The sequence below is a fragment of the Desulfovibrio sp. genome (genome assembly GCF_009712225.1).
Taxonomy (GTDB): Bacteria; Desulfobacterota; Desulfovibrionia; order Desulfovibrionales; family Desulfovibrionaceae; genus Desulfovibrio.
Genome location: NZ_WASP01000005.1, coordinates 253,258 through 270,749, shown reverse-complemented (window position 1 = coordinate 270,749; position 17,492 = coordinate 253,258). Strand labels below are relative to the sequence as shown.

17 protein-coding genes and 1 tRNA gene are annotated in these 17,492 nt (G+C 50.4%); 16 read left to right on the top strand and 2 right to left on the bottom strand.

Annotation, left to right across the window (positions count from 1 at the left end; all coding sequences use genetic code 11):
- Positions 1-13: 13 nt before the first annotated feature.
- The 14 genes from F8N36_RS05040 to F8N36_RS04975 all read left to right on the top strand — a co-directional run bounded on the left by F8N36_RS05040 (position 14) and on the right by F8N36_RS04975 (position 12,783).
- Positions 14-508, top strand: a complete 495-nt coding sequence (locus F8N36_RS05040) for a GyrI-like domain-containing protein (RefSeq protein WP_291331706.1) — start codon at positions 14-16, stop codon at positions 506-508.
- A gap of 227 nt (positions 509-735) precedes the next feature.
- Positions 736-2,190, top strand: coding sequence for a 4Fe-4S dicluster domain-containing protein (locus tag F8N36_RS05035; protein WP_291331705.1), 1,455 nt, complete (start codon positions 736-738; stop codon positions 2,188-2,190).
- 167 nt (positions 2,191-2,357) lie between these two features.
- The gene (locus tag F8N36_RS05030; RefSeq protein WP_366247031.1) at positions 2,358-3,200 is read left to right on the top strand and encodes a class III extradiol ring-cleavage dioxygenase; all 843 of its coding nucleotides are present in this window, start codon (positions 2,358-2,360) and stop codon (positions 3,198-3,200) included.
- Positions 3,201-3,254: 54 nt separating this feature from the next.
- Positions 3,255-3,330 (top strand) — tRNA-Ala (locus F8N36_RS05025).
- A 435-nt stretch (positions 3,331-3,765) separates the two neighbouring features.
- Positions 3,766-5,523, top strand: coding sequence for a hypothetical protein (locus F8N36_RS05020; protein ID WP_291331703.1), 1,758 nt, complete (start codon positions 3,766-3,768; stop codon positions 5,521-5,523).
- 531 nt (positions 5,524-6,054) lie between these two features.
- Positions 6,055-6,534: a hypothetical protein gene (locus F8N36_RS05015; protein ID WP_291331702.1), complete on the top strand. Its 480-nt coding sequence runs from the start codon at positions 6,055-6,057 to the stop codon at positions 6,532-6,534.
- 8 nt (positions 6,535-6,542) lie between these two features.
- Positions 6,543-6,923 (top strand): hypothetical protein, encoded by a 381-nt coding sequence (locus F8N36_RS05010; protein WP_291331701.1) that lies wholly within the window; start codon positions 6,543-6,545, stop codon positions 6,921-6,923.
- A 96-nt stretch (positions 6,924-7,019) separates the two neighbouring features.
- Complete coding sequence (locus tag F8N36_RS05005) at positions 7,020-7,334, top strand: hypothetical protein (RefSeq protein WP_291331700.1); 315 nt, start codon at positions 7,020-7,022, stop codon at positions 7,332-7,334.
- Between the two features lie 486 nt (positions 7,335-7,820).
- The gene (locus F8N36_RS05000) at positions 7,821-8,396 is read left to right on the top strand and encodes an aminodeoxychorismate/anthranilate synthase component II (protein WP_291331699.1); all 576 of its coding nucleotides are present in this window, start codon (positions 7,821-7,823) and stop codon (positions 8,394-8,396) included.
- The gene (locus F8N36_RS04995) at positions 8,393-9,373 is read left to right on the top strand and encodes an aminodeoxychorismate synthase component I (RefSeq protein WP_291331698.1); all 981 of its coding nucleotides are present in this window, start codon (positions 8,393-8,395) and stop codon (positions 9,371-9,373) included. Before F8N36_RS05000 ends, F8N36_RS04995 begins: the two co-directional genes overlap by 4 nt.
- A 7-nt stretch (positions 9,374-9,380) precedes the next feature.
- Complete coding sequence (locus tag F8N36_RS04990; RefSeq protein WP_291331697.1) at positions 9,381-10,031, top strand: aminotransferase class IV; 651 nt, start codon at positions 9,381-9,383, stop codon at positions 10,029-10,031.
- 575 nt (positions 10,032-10,606) lie between these two features.
- Entirely contained in the window at positions 10,607-10,843 is a 237-nt protein-coding gene (locus F8N36_RS04985; protein ID WP_291331696.1) for a hypothetical protein, read from the top strand.
- A 7-nt stretch (positions 10,844-10,850) separates the two neighbouring features.
- Positions 10,851-11,852, top strand: a complete 1,002-nt coding sequence (locus F8N36_RS04980) for a hypothetical protein (protein ID WP_291331695.1) — start codon at positions 10,851-10,853, stop codon at positions 11,850-11,852.
- A gap of 283 nt (positions 11,853-12,135) precedes the next feature.
- Entirely contained in the window at positions 12,136-12,783 is a 648-nt protein-coding gene (locus F8N36_RS04975; protein ID WP_291331694.1) for a L,D-transpeptidase family protein, read from the top strand.
- Between the two features lie 95 nt (positions 12,784-12,878).
- On the opposite strand, the gene F8N36_RS04970 is transcribed toward F8N36_RS04975, so the two are convergent.
- Positions 12,879-13,196 (bottom strand): multidrug efflux SMR transporter, encoded by a 318-nt coding sequence (locus tag F8N36_RS04970; protein ID WP_291331693.1) that lies wholly within the window; start codon positions 13,194-13,196, stop codon positions 12,879-12,881.
- A 475-nt stretch (positions 13,197-13,671) separates the two neighbouring features.
- Between F8N36_RS04970 and F8N36_RS04965 the strand changes: the two genes are divergently transcribed.
- Positions 13,672-14,274: a class I SAM-dependent methyltransferase gene (locus F8N36_RS04965; protein WP_291331692.1), complete on the top strand. Its 603-nt coding sequence runs from the start codon at positions 13,672-13,674 to the stop codon at positions 14,272-14,274.
- Positions 14,275-14,337: 63 nt separating this feature from the next.
- On the opposite strand, the gene F8N36_RS04960 is transcribed toward F8N36_RS04965, so the two are convergent.
- Positions 14,338-15,510 carry an HD-GYP domain-containing protein gene (locus F8N36_RS04960; protein WP_291331691.1) on the bottom strand — a complete coding sequence of 391 codons (1,173 nt, stop codon included), beginning with the start codon at positions 15,508-15,510 and terminating at the stop codon, positions 14,338-14,340.
- Between the two features lie 589 nt (positions 15,511-16,099).
- Between F8N36_RS04960 and F8N36_RS04955 the strand changes: the two genes are divergently transcribed.
- Positions 16,100-17,266, top strand: a complete 1,167-nt coding sequence (locus F8N36_RS04955; RefSeq protein ID WP_291331690.1) for an HD-GYP domain-containing protein — start codon at positions 16,100-16,102, stop codon at positions 17,264-17,266.
- Positions 17,267-17,492 lie beyond the last annotated feature (226 nt).

Sequence of the window (17,492 nt, the reverse complement as noted above, 5' to 3'; positions counted from 1 at the left end):
CCAGGGAGCATGCATGTCAAAGCCTTTTGCCGTAGTGTTGATGCACCATCACAGTGTGCGCCTTGTGGGTGTGAACATAAACACCAATCTGCACCAGGCCCCCATTGATTGCCCCAGGCTGTGGAACGACGTGTTCGCCCCCCGCATGCCGGAGCTGAGCGGCAAAGCCCCGCACCTGTATCAGGGACCTTCCTACGGCGTGTCTGTCTTTACTGACCATCAGGGTCTGGCCTTTGACTACTGGGCAGCCATGGAGGCCCCGGAAGTGGCTGCTCCGCCCGCAGGCATGAGCGAGGTAGTGCTGCCCGGCGGGCTTTATGCCTGCTGCCGCATACCGGCCGCTGGCATGCTGCGTGAAGCGTACGACTACATGTACGACGAATGGCCCAACACCGCCGAAGGCCATGCCGTGCAGGTCGACAGCCCCTGCTTTGAACGCTACGACAGCCGCTTTTTTCAATCTGGCACACACGACGTGTATGTGCCTGTTTTGCCCCGCAAGGCCTGACCTGCAGAGGCAACGCCCAAGCGGCCTGCGCCCCCATCAACCCCCCGTCCACGCATCCTTTTTTGCAGCATCGACCACGACTCGCCCTTTAATCCATACTGCAAAAGTATGCCATAAATTGCACTTTTTTCTGACATGTGGCATATTGAGAACCGATTTTAATAATCAGCAGTAATCACACGGGGTCACGTTCTACCCCTGTGCCTGCGGCTGAAAAGGATGCAACCATGAGTCTGACCCGGCGCAATTTTCTGGTAGGCGCGGCCTCTGCTGCGGGCCTTTCTGCTATGAATCTTAAAGCCGCCAACGCAACTGGCCTGCCCGGTGATACGGCAGACCCGGCAGCGGAATATGCAACTCTGCTTGATATTGAAAAATGCATTGGTTGTGGCCAGTGCGTTGAAGGCTGCCACGAACGCAACGGGCACCGTTTTCCTGAAGTAAAAAAGCCTCTGCCGGTGATGTTTCCGCCTGGAACCAAGGACGAGGACTGGTCGGCCAGGCGCGATGTGGACGACCGCCTGACCCCCTACAACTGGCTGTATATTGAGAGCGTGACCGTGCAGAAAAACGGCGCGCCGCTTGAGCTGCACATACCCCGCCGCTGTCTGCACTGCACCAACCCGCCCTGCGCAAACCTCTGCCCTTGGGGCGCGGCCAGCAGGCAACCCGATACTGGCACCGTGAGCATAGACAGCCAGACCTGTCTTGGCGGGGCCAAGTGCCGCACGGTCTGCCCCTGGCACATTCCCCAGCGGCAATCGGGCGTGGGCCTGTACCTTGACCTCATGCCGCGTTTTGCGGGCAATGGCGTCATGTACAAGTGCGACCGCTGCGCAGACAGCTTTGCCCACGGCCAGCTGCCCGCCTGTGTGGAAGTTTGCCCCCAGCAGGTGCAGACCATCGGCCCGCGCCACGAAATTCTTGCACAGGCCCAGCAGCTGGCGCAAAAGCGCGGCGCGTATCTGTACGGCGTGACCGAAAACGGCGGCACAAACACATTCTATCTTTCGCCTGTTCCCTTCAGTGAGATCGCCAGGCAGTCCAAACCCGGCCCCGGCAAACCCACCATGGGGCCGGTGGCTGACTCCATGGCGCAGGCGGGCAACCTCACCCGCATGCTGGTTGCTGCACCGCTGGTGGGCGTGGCCGGAGCCATGGTAAACGTGGCCCGAAAGGGCCAGCCCCAGCCCCGAAGTGCGCACAGCCTGCGCGACCCGCAGGTCGAGACCAGTCAGACCGGCGGACTGCTCAAAAAAATCTGGGTAGCCCTGGCATTGCTGCTGGGCTTTACGGGCATGATGCAACTGCCCGTGGCCAGCAGGTACGGCATTGCCAAAATACCCGGTCTGACCTGGACCGGAGATTTTTACACCACGCTGAGCATTCACTATGCTCTTGCGGCCCTGCTGCTGGCTCTGGGCTGTTACTGGCTGGTTGTGATGGGTCTCGGCAGATTGCGTGGGCACCTTACCTTCTGGGGCAAGGTGCGCCTGGGCGTTCTGGGCATAGTTGTGCTCACGGGGCTGGCCCGTGTTGCCAAAAATCTGCCCTCTATCACGTTTTCTGCTGGCACAACCACCTTTGTGGATCTTGTGCACCTTGGCTTTGCCGTGCTGCTTGGTATTATATGCCTGACCCTGTGGATAAAGGGGCGTGGCGCATGGCACGAGGATGATTAGGGTTCTGGATTTTATTGACGCGGCATGGCTGCGGTGCGGGCGGGTATTCTGCGGAATGCCCGCCCCTTAAATTATGGCAGCCCCGCCCTTTGTGCCCCCACTGCGGTGGGGACCTCTTGGCCTTGGCCCCAAATGACGCTACGCTCGCACGGCATGGTCAAACGCAGATGTCTGCGTGCCGTGCCCTAACCCTGCAAGCGAGGCGAAACATGGCAATGCCCGCATTTTACATTCCTCACGGCGGCGGCCCCTGCTTTTTTATGGACTGGTCACCGGCTGATACATGGAATGCCCTTGGCAACTGGCTGCGCTCCATTCCCGCAAGCCTGCCGCAACCACCTAGGGCGCAGCTCGTTTTTTCCGCCCACTGGGAGCAGACGGAATTTACCCTGCTCACTACGCGTCATCCTGACCTGTATTACGATTATTACGACTTTCCGCCGCATACCTATGAGCTGAAGTGGCCTGCCCCTGCCGCGCCAGAACTGTTTGACCGCGTGCGCCAGTGCCTGCAGACCGTGGGCATACCTCTGGCAGAGGACAATACCCGCGACTTTGACCACGGCGTGTTTATTCCCGGCATGCTCATGTATCCGCAAGCGCAGATTCCCACCCTGCAGATATCGCTGCGGCTAGGGCTTGACCCGCAGGAGCATCTGGCGCTTGGCCGTGCGCTGGCCCCATTGCGCGACGAGGGAGTACTGTTTGTGGGCAGCGGCATGAGCTTTCACAACATGCGGGCCTTCCGCTACGGCGACAATACGCCCATAGACGGTGCAGAGATTTTTGACGACTGGCTGGCCGAAACCGTGTGCAATCCTCAGCCCTCTGTACGCAATGCTGCCCTCGCAGAATGGGAAAAAGCCCCCGGCGCGCGCTTTGCCCACCCGCGAGAGGAACATCTTATTCCGCTTATGGTACTTGCAGGAGCCGCGGGAACTGCTCAGGGCAAGCTTGCCTGGCACGGCAGAGCCATGGGTGCGCCGCTCTCGGCATTTTCTTTTGACTAGGTGCAATAAATACTTGCACCCCACGGCAAAAGGGTATAATTGATTTCTCCTCATGGGGCTGTAGCTCAGTTGGGAGAGCGCTTGAATGGCATTCAAGAGGTCAAGAGTTCAATTCTCTTCAGCTCCACCAGATAAGTAAATAAAACCCCCGATCATTGAAAAATGGTCGGGGGTTTTTCGTGTTTAATGAATTGGCTGTTGAGGGTAACACTTGAACGGCCTCTTTCCTCGCATAACTACCCAATATCATAATGTAATAAAACTAAATCAAACTGCGGGGAAATGCTTGTGTTTCCCTGCGTGGGGAACATATACTAGGCATTATTTTTTCCTATAGATAATAAGGCGCAGTTAAGTAGACCTATACCGCACCACCAAGGGTGCACCAGTTGTGCAGGAAGCTTGGAGCGTAGAAAATTGCAAATAGATGCGTCTGATTTAAATAGCCGCCACGCACAAATAGCTCGGAATGTATTTCATAATAAATTCATATTTTATATCAGCTAGTTAGTAGATTGTGTGGCAGTAAATGACTGTTTTTCAACTATGAAAAAGGGCTTTCATAATGAATGAAGAATGGATTCTCCACAAAAAAGAAACACGCCGCTTCTTCTCTAATGCGACATGGGTCCCATTGAGAGCATCTATAGATGAAGAAAAAGGAAACGTTAAAAATGTAGGTTACGTCAATGAATATTTTGGATGTGGTTCTGTCGCATTTCCACCAGAACATAGTAAATTTGCTGAGGAGCATTTAGTCTGGAGTGATCTCGGAATAGGGCATGAGGTAACACCATATGCATATGACGATTATTATTCACCAATTGACCAATATCAATATAACGACAAAGAGCCACTTGGTGTTCACCTAGTCTTTGACCATCCTCAGCCCGTTGTTGGCGGCAGGTTATGGATATTGAATCCTGATCTAGTTGTAGCACTTCGCCTGATAAAGGAAGGAGTAAACTGGGTACGGCCAGAGGAAAATTTTGTTGTAGTTGCTCGTGAGGTTCTTAATGAAAAAGGCGAACATATTTCGATTGAGATTAAGCGAGAATTTCTTCTTGATTATTTAGCCGCAAGAAACCTTTCGCTTCGCCTCTCTTATTATCGTCAACGAGTTGAAAATATAGCGGCTCTTGAGGGAAGTGAGTACGCAAACCTGAAAGCACATCAGGATGATAGAGATGGAGGACGATTTGAGCTATTAATTCGCAATGTCAATGATGTCTTCGGTGGAAGTTGGGCTATGTTCAGGGCTTGGAGAACGGACATTGACGAGGAAGAAGATGCTCCAGTCATGGGCCCAGAAAATGACGATAATACTAGCCATGAGAGTTCAGAAGGGTATCGAGGTGATTACGAAAGCATTCGCGTTGAAGGTGAATTTTGGCGAAACGAATGGATTGAGCATCAATTAAAAAGTGTGCGAGTACGGGGAGATGTAGATAGTAATCTGCCACAATTCATCGTCGAGACAGACGGGAAACGTATGGCTTCTGCTGAATTGAAGAGTAAAGATGTTGGTCGATGGCTGTGGTTTCGGTCCAGCGTAGTCACCGAGTTGCTCAACTGCAGAGGGTTTTCCCTTGAGTGGTATACGGCAGAAACAGGTTCTATTCACTCAACGTCGGGGTACAAGACTCATTTTGGAATTAATCCCTCGGATTTGATTACCGTTTATGCTTACGATATTGCTCGCCTTCATTCTTGGGAGCAACATATTTGGGCTGCACATAATATTGTTCCAGAAGGAAAAGTTTCAAGCGAACTGCTTGCTTCACAAGTTAAAGCTCGACCAGCACGTACTCTTGCAGTTGAACTCTTACTTTTTAGGGCTATGTTTATGCTAGAAGAGGGATTCCGTAGAGGATATGGAATTGCGTTGTTTACCCATCCCCTCGATGAAAATATTGCAATGCAACAGGTCTCGAGGTTTACGAGTAAAGACAATATGTCGTTGCTTAGGCTAGCAAAAGATCTCATTCGTGTATTTTCGGATCGTCTGAATGTTCAAGAGCTTCGCAAAATTTCTGATCATGCAGAAAAAGAAAAATTAGGATCAAATAAGTTACTGCAGGATGTATTGTCCAAAAAGGTAGGGCCGGAGACTGCTCGTAAAATTTTTACCGAAATTGTAGGCACCTATGATATGCGTGTCGGAGACGCTCACCCGACCGGATCAAAGGTTGCAGAAGCCATCAAGCTTGCAGGAGTTGACTCGAGCCTTTCTTTTCTAAGGCAAGGTGAACAATTAATTAATAATTTTGGACGCTCCATCTGGTGGATAGGCAAAGCTCTTTTTGGGCAACCGGAAGGATAGACAATATATTCAGGTCGCCGTTGTGTAAGAAAATTTGCAATACATCGTTAAAAATTAAGTTTTATGATATTGGGTAGTTATGCGAGGAAAGAGGCCGTTCAAGTGTTACCCTCAACAGCCAATTCATTAAACACGAAAAACCCCCGATCATCGAATGATGGTCGGGGGTTTTTTGCGTCGGCACCAGTAAAACATAAGTACGCAAACCTGTGCGTATAAGCATGCTGCAAGGCTGAAACTGTGGCCATGCAAGCAGAACTGGTCTGTGGATTTGTGGCTCGGTAGCGCGGCAGGTTTCATACGGCGGCACGAGTGTGGCTATGTCTGTAGTAGTTAGGTGTATCATTATATGAGGTGTATCTGTACGTGCTGCATTTGCCTGCGCACATCTATGGGCCAAATTTTTTTGACAAGCCAATTCATATCAGCACAGTATATATAAGAATTTATCGCCAGTTCTCGACATACCGTCTGGCCTGATGTATATCGTGTCTATATAATCTGCACGTTTAGCACAGAAGGTAAGCAACAATGCATAGATATGGTGTGCCGCTTTTTCTGGTCTTTTTGTTGTCGTCTGGCTGTGCTGTTCGTTACCCAGACAACATATGGGCACCAAAATCTGTGCCCGAAATGTTCAGTTCTGGCTATGCCATGAGAAATATCGCAAGCAAATGCAACGAGGGATTCTACACCGGGTTTAGTGCAAAAAACCTCGATCAAAGAATGAGCCAGCGTTGTGAGCACCTTGATGGAGGCAACATCATTTGTGCAGTTAGAGGGCTGGATGACCGCAGCAGGTATGAACTTAGGCCCGTGTATGATTCCAGCACCAAAAAGACAGAGTATAAATATGAGTATATTCCAGAAAATGACCGCTACGTGATTAACCTGTACATTAATGACAAGGGAATTGTGTATGATTGCAAGGCGGGTGAAGGGCATGCAGCCCTGATTTACAAGTCAGAGCCCGAGAAAGGGTCGATTGCTGCAACGTTGCCAAAAAATTAGAAAAAGCCATGCGCAATATGACTCTTATTCTTTTGGCTGGTCTGCTGTTGCTGCCCGCTTGTGGCTTGCTGCAACATTCGCTGTGGCGGCCAGAGACGCTTGTGCCTGTTGAAACCGACAGGGCGCATGCGGTCAGCATGATACATCTGTGCGCCAAGCAGGGGTACAAGGGACAAACTTTTGGCTCCTTGCCAGAGAGCAAGAATTCTCAGTGCCAGCCACGTGGTCGTGGACAGGAGTGCGCCGTGCTGCTTGTGTACCCGGAAGACCGATATTTCTCTTTTGTAGATGCCCGTAGCTACTCAGCCATGGTGCAGGCAAAAACATTGTTTAATGTAAGCGTGGACAGCGCTGGCAATATTAAGCAGTGCCGCGCTGAAACGGAATAAAGGTATCCCATGCGTAAGTATATTGTGATGGCGGCCCTGTTTTGTCTGTTGCCTGGCTGCGCAGGGCAATCCCTTCCGCCACCACCTCCGCCTCCCATGCCATTTACGGTTGCGTGGGCGCCGAATGAAGCCCCGGCCTTGCAAGTGACCGTGCAAACCCTGTTGCCTCTGATGCGGGACTGCAACGGCGGCAAACTTGCAGGCAAGAAAATCATGGAATCGGGATTTCCCGAGATGACTTTTTTCAGCAAGCCTCTGGGAAAAGGTCAAACCTTGCAGGCTGGCAAGCTGTATTTTTTGGAGCAGGGCAGAATGGAATTTACCACAGCGGTCATGTTTAACCTGACGGTGGCAAAGAGCGGCGAAATTCAGGAATGTACGGCAGAAAAAGTGGTCTATCGCAGCAGGTAGGCATCTGATATTGGGGGAGCGGATGAGCCCCTTTGCGCAAGTCAAAGCCATCGCCCAGTAAATATGCAGCCCCCCGATCATCTTTCGATGATCGGGGGTTCCCATTTACCTATCTGGTGGAGCTGAAGAGAATTGAAATCTTGACCTCTTGAATGCCATACTCGGGCATCCCCCCCCAAAACCTACCACCGTCAACAAAATCAGACTATTAGATGTATGTATTTTTGTTCTTCTTGATACATTTCAATACATTTTGTATATCCCAATCAGATTTCATGCGTAAGGATTTCAGACACTTCTTTGTCATCAATACCCAGACAACGCGGGGTGACATCGAGGGATGAATGGCTGAACCTTTTGCAGATCAGCTCAAAACCACACCAAACTTTGCCTTTGACGGTCATAGTCGTGCGAGGCTTCTACAGCGCTTCACCAGCCATGTTTGCGCAAATGACAATTCAATTTACTTAAAGGACCACAGATATAATGCGCATCCTGCTGATCGATAACTATGATTCGTTTACCTACAACCTTGTTCAGTTGCTAAAAGGTTTATGTACAATCAATGACAGTCTGTGCATTGCCAAAAATGACGAGCTTACAGATAAACTGGCAGACAAAGCCGATGCCGTTATTGTTTCTCCAGGCCCGGGGTTGCCGGAAGAAGCGGGAGGCCTCATGGACTTCTTGCGCCGCCATATGCATACCAAACCTATTCTGGGTATTTGCCTGGGGCATCAGGCATTAGCCCTTTGCTGTGGCGCGCAACTTGTTAATCTCCCAAAAGTTTTTCACGGCGTTGAATCTACCATAAATATCAAGGAACAAAGCGGTCTGTTTTCCAACTTGCCCGCACATATACAGGTCGGTCGGTACCACTCTTGGTGTGTGAGCAGAGATGCCTTTCCCGCAGAATTACGCATCACGGCAGAAGACAACAACGGGTACATAATGGCTTTTTCCCACAGGCAGTACAATGTACACGGCGTCCAGTTTCATCCCGAATCTTTTCTGACCCCGCACGGACGCCACATGGTTTCAAACTTTTTGGCAAATCAATGATGCTTTACAGTGATGTCAGCTTAGCACGAAAATTGATCAACAAGGCATCCCACGAGGGACGTCCCTACCTGTTTGCTGTTAATTTTGAGGGGGATGAAGCATTATTTATTGAGAACCCCCTGCATCAACAGGCCATAGGATTCTGCACGCCCTCAGCCAGCAACAAGCAAACACGCCCCGCAAAAAACCAGAAAGGTGACATCGCACCAGAGCCGTTGCCCCCAGAGCTATACAAGCGCAAATGGGATATTGTGCAAAAGGCACTTCTGCGAGGCGACACTTATCTGGCAAATCTTACGGTGCGCACCCCTATACATTGCACAACTTCGCTTGAATCCATCTTTTTACAGAGCAGTTCGCCCTATCAGCTCTACATTCCGGAACGATTTGTCTGCTTTTCTCCAGAGCGTTTTGTAAAGATCAGTTCCACCGGGCGTATTTCCACAAATCCGATGAAGGGAACCATAGACGCGGCACTGCCAAATGCCGAGCAGTCGCTTCTTGATGATATAAAAGAGACTGAAGAACATAACACCATTGTTGATTTATTGCGCAATGACATCAGCATGTGGGCTGATGACGTGCATATAAAACGCTTCAGATATGTAGAAAAGATTACAACAAATGCGGGGGAGCTTTTTCAGGCCAGCTCAGAGATTGAGGGGCAGCTCCCCAGCGATTACCGTCAGCACATGGGAGATATTATCTTCGACATGCTGCCAGCCGGCTCATGCACAGGGGCCCCAAAGAAATCTACAGTTGATATAATCCGCCGGGCGGAGGGCGAAAACAGGGGGTACTACACAGGGGTGTTCGGCTATTTCGACGGCTCCAGCCTGGATAGCGCAGTTCTGATCAGATTTATTGAAAAGGAAAATGGCTGCTTCTTTTTCAGAAGCGGGGGCGGGATTACGGCGCGCAGCAACTGGAAGAACGAATATCAGGAAACACTGCAGAAAATTTATTTACCATTGTGAGAACAATATGTTTTTTGAAACCATTAAAGTGCTCGACGGCAACATAATGAATCTTGACCTGCACATGGCAAGATTAACAAAGACCGTGCAACACTTTTTTCCAGACTGCCCCCCTCCGGTGTTATCCATAACCGTTCCCCCAATGTTTAAAAATGGCCTGTACCGTTGCCGTGTAACGTATTCTCAAAAAATAGAGCGTGTTGAATTTATCCCATACGTACGCCGACAGATCACGACTCTGGCACTGATTGAGGCTCCCGCCATAAGCTACGGCTGGAAATCCTGTGACAGGTCAGAGCTTGAGGCATTAAAAAAAGCATCCGGCCACGATGAAGTAATTATTGTAAAAAACGGAGCCATCACCGATACGTCTTTTTCAAATCTGGTCTTTGAAAGTGACGCAGGGCTTTTTACACCAGCAACATTTCTTCTGCCGGGCGTACAGCGATCAAATTTGATAAACAGTGGAATTGTACGCGAAACCACTATTACTGTTGATGACCTTTACAACTATCGCCGTGTCTTTCTGATCAATGCCATGCTTGATCTGGAAGATGCAATTTCATTTACAATAAGCACCCTTCAAAAAACAGGAAACGCGCACTCGCCTTCATTGCATACATTTTCATTTTTGTCTGATTGTCCGACGCAAGGGTGATGCTCACACCCACGAGGGCCAATATCGTAGCCGTTTAGATAGGAGCGCACTTTCTGTGCATTACAGTAACCTACTGCATAAATATAAAATGACATTTTAAAAGCGATATACAGCATGAAATTAGCAAATTGTGAATTGGCTATAAAATAAATATATATTGTTCTTTGCACGAATCCCCCATGAACTAAATAATTTTTTAACCTCATGCGGACGGATTACCTGTAAGCGAATTGTCAGCTCAATTCGCTTTTTTATTTGGTGCGTGGATATGGCAACCATAACAACACGTGCAGTTTCAGCAGTAAAATTTGTGCAACTTTTCACTTCAACACCGCACATCGTCTTGAACGTCGCGCAAAAAGCTTTCAACTCGCCGATTTATAAACAGATGGATCACTCCCCTCAAACAACGTCATCTCTTCCGCACAATTGAAACAATGTAACCCTATTTGCTTACATAATTTATTTTTTTGTCTTTACATTGTTTTTTTCATATGTTTACCATAGCAATAAGTAAAAGAAGCATCATGTTCAATAAATTATGTCTATTAAGGTAGTAAAAAAAGGAGGAGCCCATGGAAGTTCCGAGCAAGAACCACGAAGGCTGGTACGACATAATCACGGGCAAAAAGACCTTCGAGCTCAAGTTTCTGGCGGCAAAAATCATGCTCGGGCGACTGTTGCGCGGGGTTAATGACAATCCAACTCCTCAAAACATCACCGTAAGCATAGACCAGCTGTATAATCTCTTTGCCCAAAATTCCAATTCAAGGACTGTTCAGGACGATATTAAAACTATCTTCGGAAAGTGAGGATTTTATGAATCAATCTATCATGAAACTTGATGAGGTTCAGAAAAAAATTTCCGAAGGTCGTTCACTGCTTCTTGCCGGTGATGAATCCGTTCTCATGCAGCTGCCGCAAGGCAACTGGGTTGGCGGCACAATTCCATATTTTATTACAAAAGAGCATGGGGGGCTTTCGTCCCGCGAGCTGATATTTGTCACAGATATTACTGATTTTACCGAAAGCGTCAGCATTGCCCAGTACAACAAGGACACTCTCGCAAAAGTCTACGAGGACGGCCCCAGGCAGGGCTTCAGCTTTATTCTGATACCCGCTGCCAGCGAAACGCATCTTTCATTTGCCATAAATGCTCCCAACTATAAATCATTTGGAATATCGCCGCTTATCGGCTGGATTGCGGGCGTGCACCTTCAGGATCTGGGCATAAAAATCCCCAAGGTGTTCAACGGCAACACGGGAAGCATGCTTGAAGATGCCGCGATAGTTTTGCGGGCCGAGCTCAAGCCCGACAAACTGGCAGAGATCGGCATTCTCAACCTGTTTGAGCAGGGCGATGGCGACAGTCTCACCTTTTCGTCAGACGGTTTTTCGGCCAGAAACGTCATGGTCAATGGCGCGCCCCAGAATTTTGCCGCCTACCTTCAGGCGCACAAGCTGGATACAAGGTTGCCCATTGTTGCCAACTATTACGGCGCGCTGGTCAACATCAGCTTTCAGGGCGTGGACGAACAGGACAAAGTGGTGCGCTTCTACGCGCCTGTTTTCAGCGGCATTCACTACAAACACGCAAAGCCCATTGCAGACTATGTGGTCGCCTTTGATGCACAGGTGCAAAAACAGATTGGCTCAGACACAGACAACGTTGTTTTTTCCTGCAACTGCATCCTGAACTACCTTTTCTCGAACCTCGAAAACAAAAAAACCGGATCCTTTGTTGGCCCGGTTACATTTGGCGAAATAGCCTACCAGCTTTTAAACCAGACCATTGTATACCTTGAAATCAAGGACATCTGATTACAATGTCGTGCAAAATACAATTTTACGGGCAAATTTGCCCATTAAACGCCCCCGGTCTTTTCATGGAACGCCGGGGGTGTTTGCGTTGTGCAACGCCGCAGCCAGAATAATAGCCGCGTAATATGCACAGGCTATTGAATATGCCTGCAAATCAAGATAGCAGTATGCCCATACTGCACAAAATGCAGCGCAGTTGCGCCCAGCGGCATCAGTAACGTTTGGAAATTGCGCAACGGCGATGTCGTGAACCAACATTCTTGCGCGAACAATCAGAGGGACCATGCAAAAAGCACTGATTTCGGCCTGCCTTGGCCTTTTTGCCCTGCTTTGCGGTAGCAACGGCATAAGCGAATGCCAGGCCGCCGACACCAATATTGAGGTCGTGGCGGCGGGTACTACAGGCACCCTGGTGGTGTACGGCAATGCAAACGGCAAGCGCGAGGAGCTGCTGCGCACAGATGCCTATGTGGGCAAAAACGGCTGTGACACAGACAAGCACGAGGGCGATGGCAAAACCCCTGTGGGCGTATTTGAGATACGCCGCGGCTTTGGCCTTGCAATCCCCCCCGCGGTGAGCATTGACTACGCCCAGCTCAAGGGCGGCGAGCAATGGGTGGATGACGTGGCCTCTGCCCGCTACAACCAGTGGGTGACAAAGGCCACGACCCCAGTGGACTGGAAATCTGCCGAAAACCTGCCCAAGGAGACGGTAGCCTACAAGTATGTGGCTGTTATTGAATACAATACCACCAACATCGTCAAGGGCGCTGGGTCGGCCATTTTTCTGCACTGTTCGCTTGGCAAGCCCACCTCTGGCTGCGTAAGCGTGTCTGAAGAAGCCATGGTCAAAATTCTGGGCCTCATCAAGCCCGGCACGCACATTGCCATTGCACGCTCAGAGGCCGAGATGCAAAGCCTTGTAAAGTAGCCGCCAGGCTCACCTGCACCAGCGAAAGTCGGGGGCCGCGCAACAATTGTGCGCTAGCCCCCGCTTTGTGCATGCAATATGGCCCAAGGCCGCAATCAGGCAAACTTGAGGCCGATAACCCCGGCTATGATCAACCCGGCAGATGCAATGCGCATGATTGAGGCCGCATCGCCAAAGGCAACAATACCCACCACAAACGTGCCCACCGCCCCGATGCCTGTCCACACGGCATAGGCCGTGCCCATGGGAATTTCTTTTTGCGCCATAAGCAGAAAAAGACCGCTGAACAAAATACAGGCGATGGCAAAGGCCAGCCATAACACGCGGATGCCTTCTTCTGTCCAGCCCAGCTTGAGCCCGATGGGCCAGCCGATTTCAAGAAATCCCGCCAGCACAAGGTACAGCCATGCCATAGTTGCCCCTCCCACAGGTTTACTGCAGATTTCCACGCGGCTCAAAGCTGCCGCACACTCAGTATGTGTAAAATGACAACTATTGCACGCCAATGCAACTATAAAAATGCCGCAAGGCGTACAATGCAACGTGCCATTTACACTTTGGAGCGCAGCCTGGTTTGTGGCGCTGGCCAATGCTGATGTAACAAAAATATGCGCTCGGCATCTGCTGATTCATATCAACTAAATTTACAACCGTTTAGCTCTGTACAAAACAAAAAATGGCATTATCTGTGTGAGCCTGAACCATAAAAGTTGCATGAATATTTGTTGTGACCAGTGATTTGTGATGATTAACCATTGCGCTCACTGCATTTGCCTGGTGGCGCGGCCATGTAAAAAAGGATTTTTTATTATGTCTGCATTTTTTAACAAAGAAGTTTCGCAAAAATATGATGCAAACAACAAGCGGTTGGCCCCAATAAGCGACTGCATGCATTTTTTGATACGGCTGGCCCTGCATGATTTGCCGTCTGATGCCCGTATCTTGTGTGTGGGAGTGGGAACAGGTGCAGAAATGATTGCCTTGGCCCAGCACAATCCGCATTGGACGTTTACGGGGGTTGACCCCTCTGCCGACATGCTTGAGGTGTGCCATGAGCGGTTGCAACTCGCGGGCATTGGCGAAAGGTGCACCCTACAGCAGGGCTATGTGCATGATGTGCCAGCCAGCCCGGTGTATGATGCCGCGCTCAGCGTGCTGGTGGGGCATTTTGTAAGCAGGGAGGATCGTTGCACCTTTTACGGGGGTATGTGCCAGCGGCTCAAGCAGGGAGGGCATTTTATAAATACCGAAATCAGCTGCGACCTTGATTCGCCGGAATTTGGCGGCATGCTTGCCTGTTGGGAGCAGGTGCAAGCCCTCATGGGGGCCACCCCCCAAGCAATTGCGGCTATCCCCTTGGTGCTGCGAGAAAAACTATGTGTGCTGCCACCTTTTGAGGTGGAAGAAGCAATGCGGGTAGCCTGTGTGCAATTGCCAACGCGGTTTTTTCAAGCCTTTATGATAACTGGCTGGCATGGACGCAGGCTGTAGGCGAGCACGGCACACCGCAGCGCACGTTCAGGCCTTGGTGCGTGCGCCCCGGCGACGCGGTGCTCAGGCCATTTCTTCTTCGTTGGCAGAATCAAGCAGTGTGGGAATATCCCAGTACGCTGTTTCTGTTTTGGAGAGCGACCTGTTGACGTTAACGGTTTTTTGCCGCGAGAGGTCAAACAGCCGCAGGGGCCTCACGCCGTGCTCGCAGTCGCGCACCAGCAGCACGCTTGGCAGCGAAGGCGAGAGCGGTTCTGAATGGCACACAATGCCCTTTTGCCCGTTAGAGAGCAGCACAGCCGTACCGATGGGGAAGATACCCACCATCTTGATGAAATGCTCGGCAAAGCCCGGGGCCCAGGCATTTTCGCTCATTTTAAACAGGGTTCCCAGAGCGTGCTTGGGGTGGATGGCATCCTTGTACACCCGCTTGGAGGCCAGGGCATCGTACACATCGCAAATGGAAATAATGCGCCCGTAAAGGCCTATTTCGTCGCCCGCCAGCTGATAGGGGTAGCCGGAGCCATCGTGCCTTTCGTGGTGCTGCAAAATGGCCGACAAAACCTCATGCGAAAACTTGCCGGAGCTTCTCAGCTTTTCGTAGCCGCATTCAACGTGGGTGCGCATGATCTGCATTTCGCTGGCATCAAGCTTGCGCGGCGCATTCAGAATGTTGGGCGGCAACAGCGCCTTGCCATAATCGTGAAAAAGCGCGGCAATGCCGATACGGCGCAGCTCTTCATCCTCCAGCCCCAGATACTGCCCAAAAGCCACGGCAAATATCGCCACATTTACGCTGTGCCGGTACATGTAGTCATCAAGACTCTTGAGATTGGCAAGTAAAAGCAGTGCGTTACGGTTACGAGCCACGCTTTTTACTATAGAGTTGAGGCAGGGCTCCACAGCGGCAACCTCAACATTGCCACAGGCAGCGCTTTGCATAAAAGAACGCACATGACCATACGCAGAGGAAAAAGCCCCGCGTGCCACGTAAATTTCGTCAGAGAGCAAGGTTCGCGGCGCGGCTTTATCTTCTGGCAGGGCCTGAATCTGCGAGCGGGTCGGATCATAGCAGACCTCGGCAAATCCTTGCCGTTTGATGCTCTTGATCTCGGCCTCTGAGATAATCAGGCCTTCATTCTGATAAAGGTGCGGGTCTTCAAGCCACGAGATGCCAGCATCCACCACAAACATGCCGGGCTTGAGGCGGGCTATGGAAATACGCACTGATGCCATGCCAATCGTCACTTCACATCTGGGGTTATGAGCAATAAGCGCAGGCGAATCTGGCTTGATTCCAGAAGCAATGCATGCGCAGCAGCAACCAGTGGACCAAAAACATGAGCTAGTAACGAACAGAATCAATTATCACTATTATTGTCAATATGCTAAAAAAATATGCCGCTTCACGGCACATAATCGATTTTAACGCGCACCACTTCCCTGCGTCTACCCAGCGCGCAGGTAGGCAGCCCTCCGATGCATGTTGCCGTGCGCACACCTGCTGATAACCATCAACTATTTCTGCATTTTTTATTTCAATGAACAAAATTTTCCAATTACAGAGGGCATGCTGCATTTGCCAGCTCAATGCGATTACGGAACACAAGCACTCTGCAATACAGCGCAAAGCGCTAAACTTTTTCCAATTTACATATACAGCATTCTTTAATAAAAACCATTACTACACAATATAAGCCATAATTTTTATTTGATAGATTAAAAAAATCAGATTACAGTGCTTATTAATCAGATTTCGCTTGCAACAAAACCAACCAACCCCCGGCAAACTGATATGCGGGGATGGCCTTTGTCGGGGGAATTGATGAAGCCGGTCAAGATCAGCGTGTCGCAGCTACGTCAGGGAATGATGATAGTTGCGCCTACCACTTCATGGATAAATGCCCCGTATGTCTACGGCAAACCTGGCCTGATCAAAAGCGCCGAAGAAATCAGGCACATCATTGCCAGCGGCTACACAGAGGCCTACTACGACCCGGAAAAATCGCAGCTAACCCACTCCGAACCCCTGCATGACGCGCAAACCCCGCTGGCCGAAGAACTGTGCCGCGCCCGCGATCTGTACTTTGATGCATTCAGTTACATCAAAAACCTTATGCAGGAAAAAAAGGTGGGAGCCATCGAGGTTTCTACCCTGCGTGGATTTGTAAACGAGATCGTGCACAGCCTGCACCGCAATTTCAACGCCCTGCTGCTCATCACAACAATCAAGAAAACAAACGATTATACCTACCGGCACAGCATCAACGTTGCCATTTTTTCCATCGCCTTTTCGCGGTTTCTGGGGCTGGACGAAGACGAAACCTTCAATACCGGCATGGCCGGGCTGTTTCATGACTACGGCAAGGCCTTTGTGCCGCAGCAGGTTTTGAACGCCCCGCGCAGCCTCAGCCAGCAGGAAACAAACATCATCCGCTCGCATGTCAAACGCGGGCATGACAACCTGAAAGACCTGCCCTGGACAAACCCAGTTATTCTTGATGGCATTTTGCACCACCATGAGAGGCACGATGGCACGGGATACCCACACAAGCTTGCGGGCGACGAGATAAGCCTGCACGGCGGCATTATTTCCATTTGCGACGTGTACGACGCACTGACATCTTCGCGGGTATACAAAAACGCCATTCCGCCCTCGCAGGCAGTAAAAAAGCTGTTCAAAAGCTCTGGTCAGGCGTGGAAGCCGGGGCTGGCGGAACAGTTCATCAAGCTGGTGGGCATTTTTCCTGTGGGTACGGTGGTTCACCTCTCCAACGACACCACCGGCATTGTGTGCCAGCAGGACCAGCACGCCCCCCTCAAGCCCACGGTGCTTGTCATACAGAAAAAAGACCGCCCATACTCCCCCTACTATCTCAAACTTGCGCAGAATGAACAGGTGAGCATCAACAGGGTGCTTGTTTCCTCTGAGCTTGCCAGCATCACAAACAGCAAGTTTTACCGCATGCTGCTTGAAAGGTCGGGAGGATAAACCGCGCCTCTTTAAGGCAGGCAAGATCGCATGCGGCAAGCTAGGGTGAACTTCAGGAGCGCGAGTTTAGCGACATCCAGCTCCACCAGATAGGTAAGTAAAACCCCCGATCATTGATAAATGGTCGGGGGTATTGTTATGGCTTGCTGGTTATGCAGAAATAAATATTTCCATTGCCATGCATAAGCCCATAACGTACCATTATCCACGGGATTTAGCCTATTGC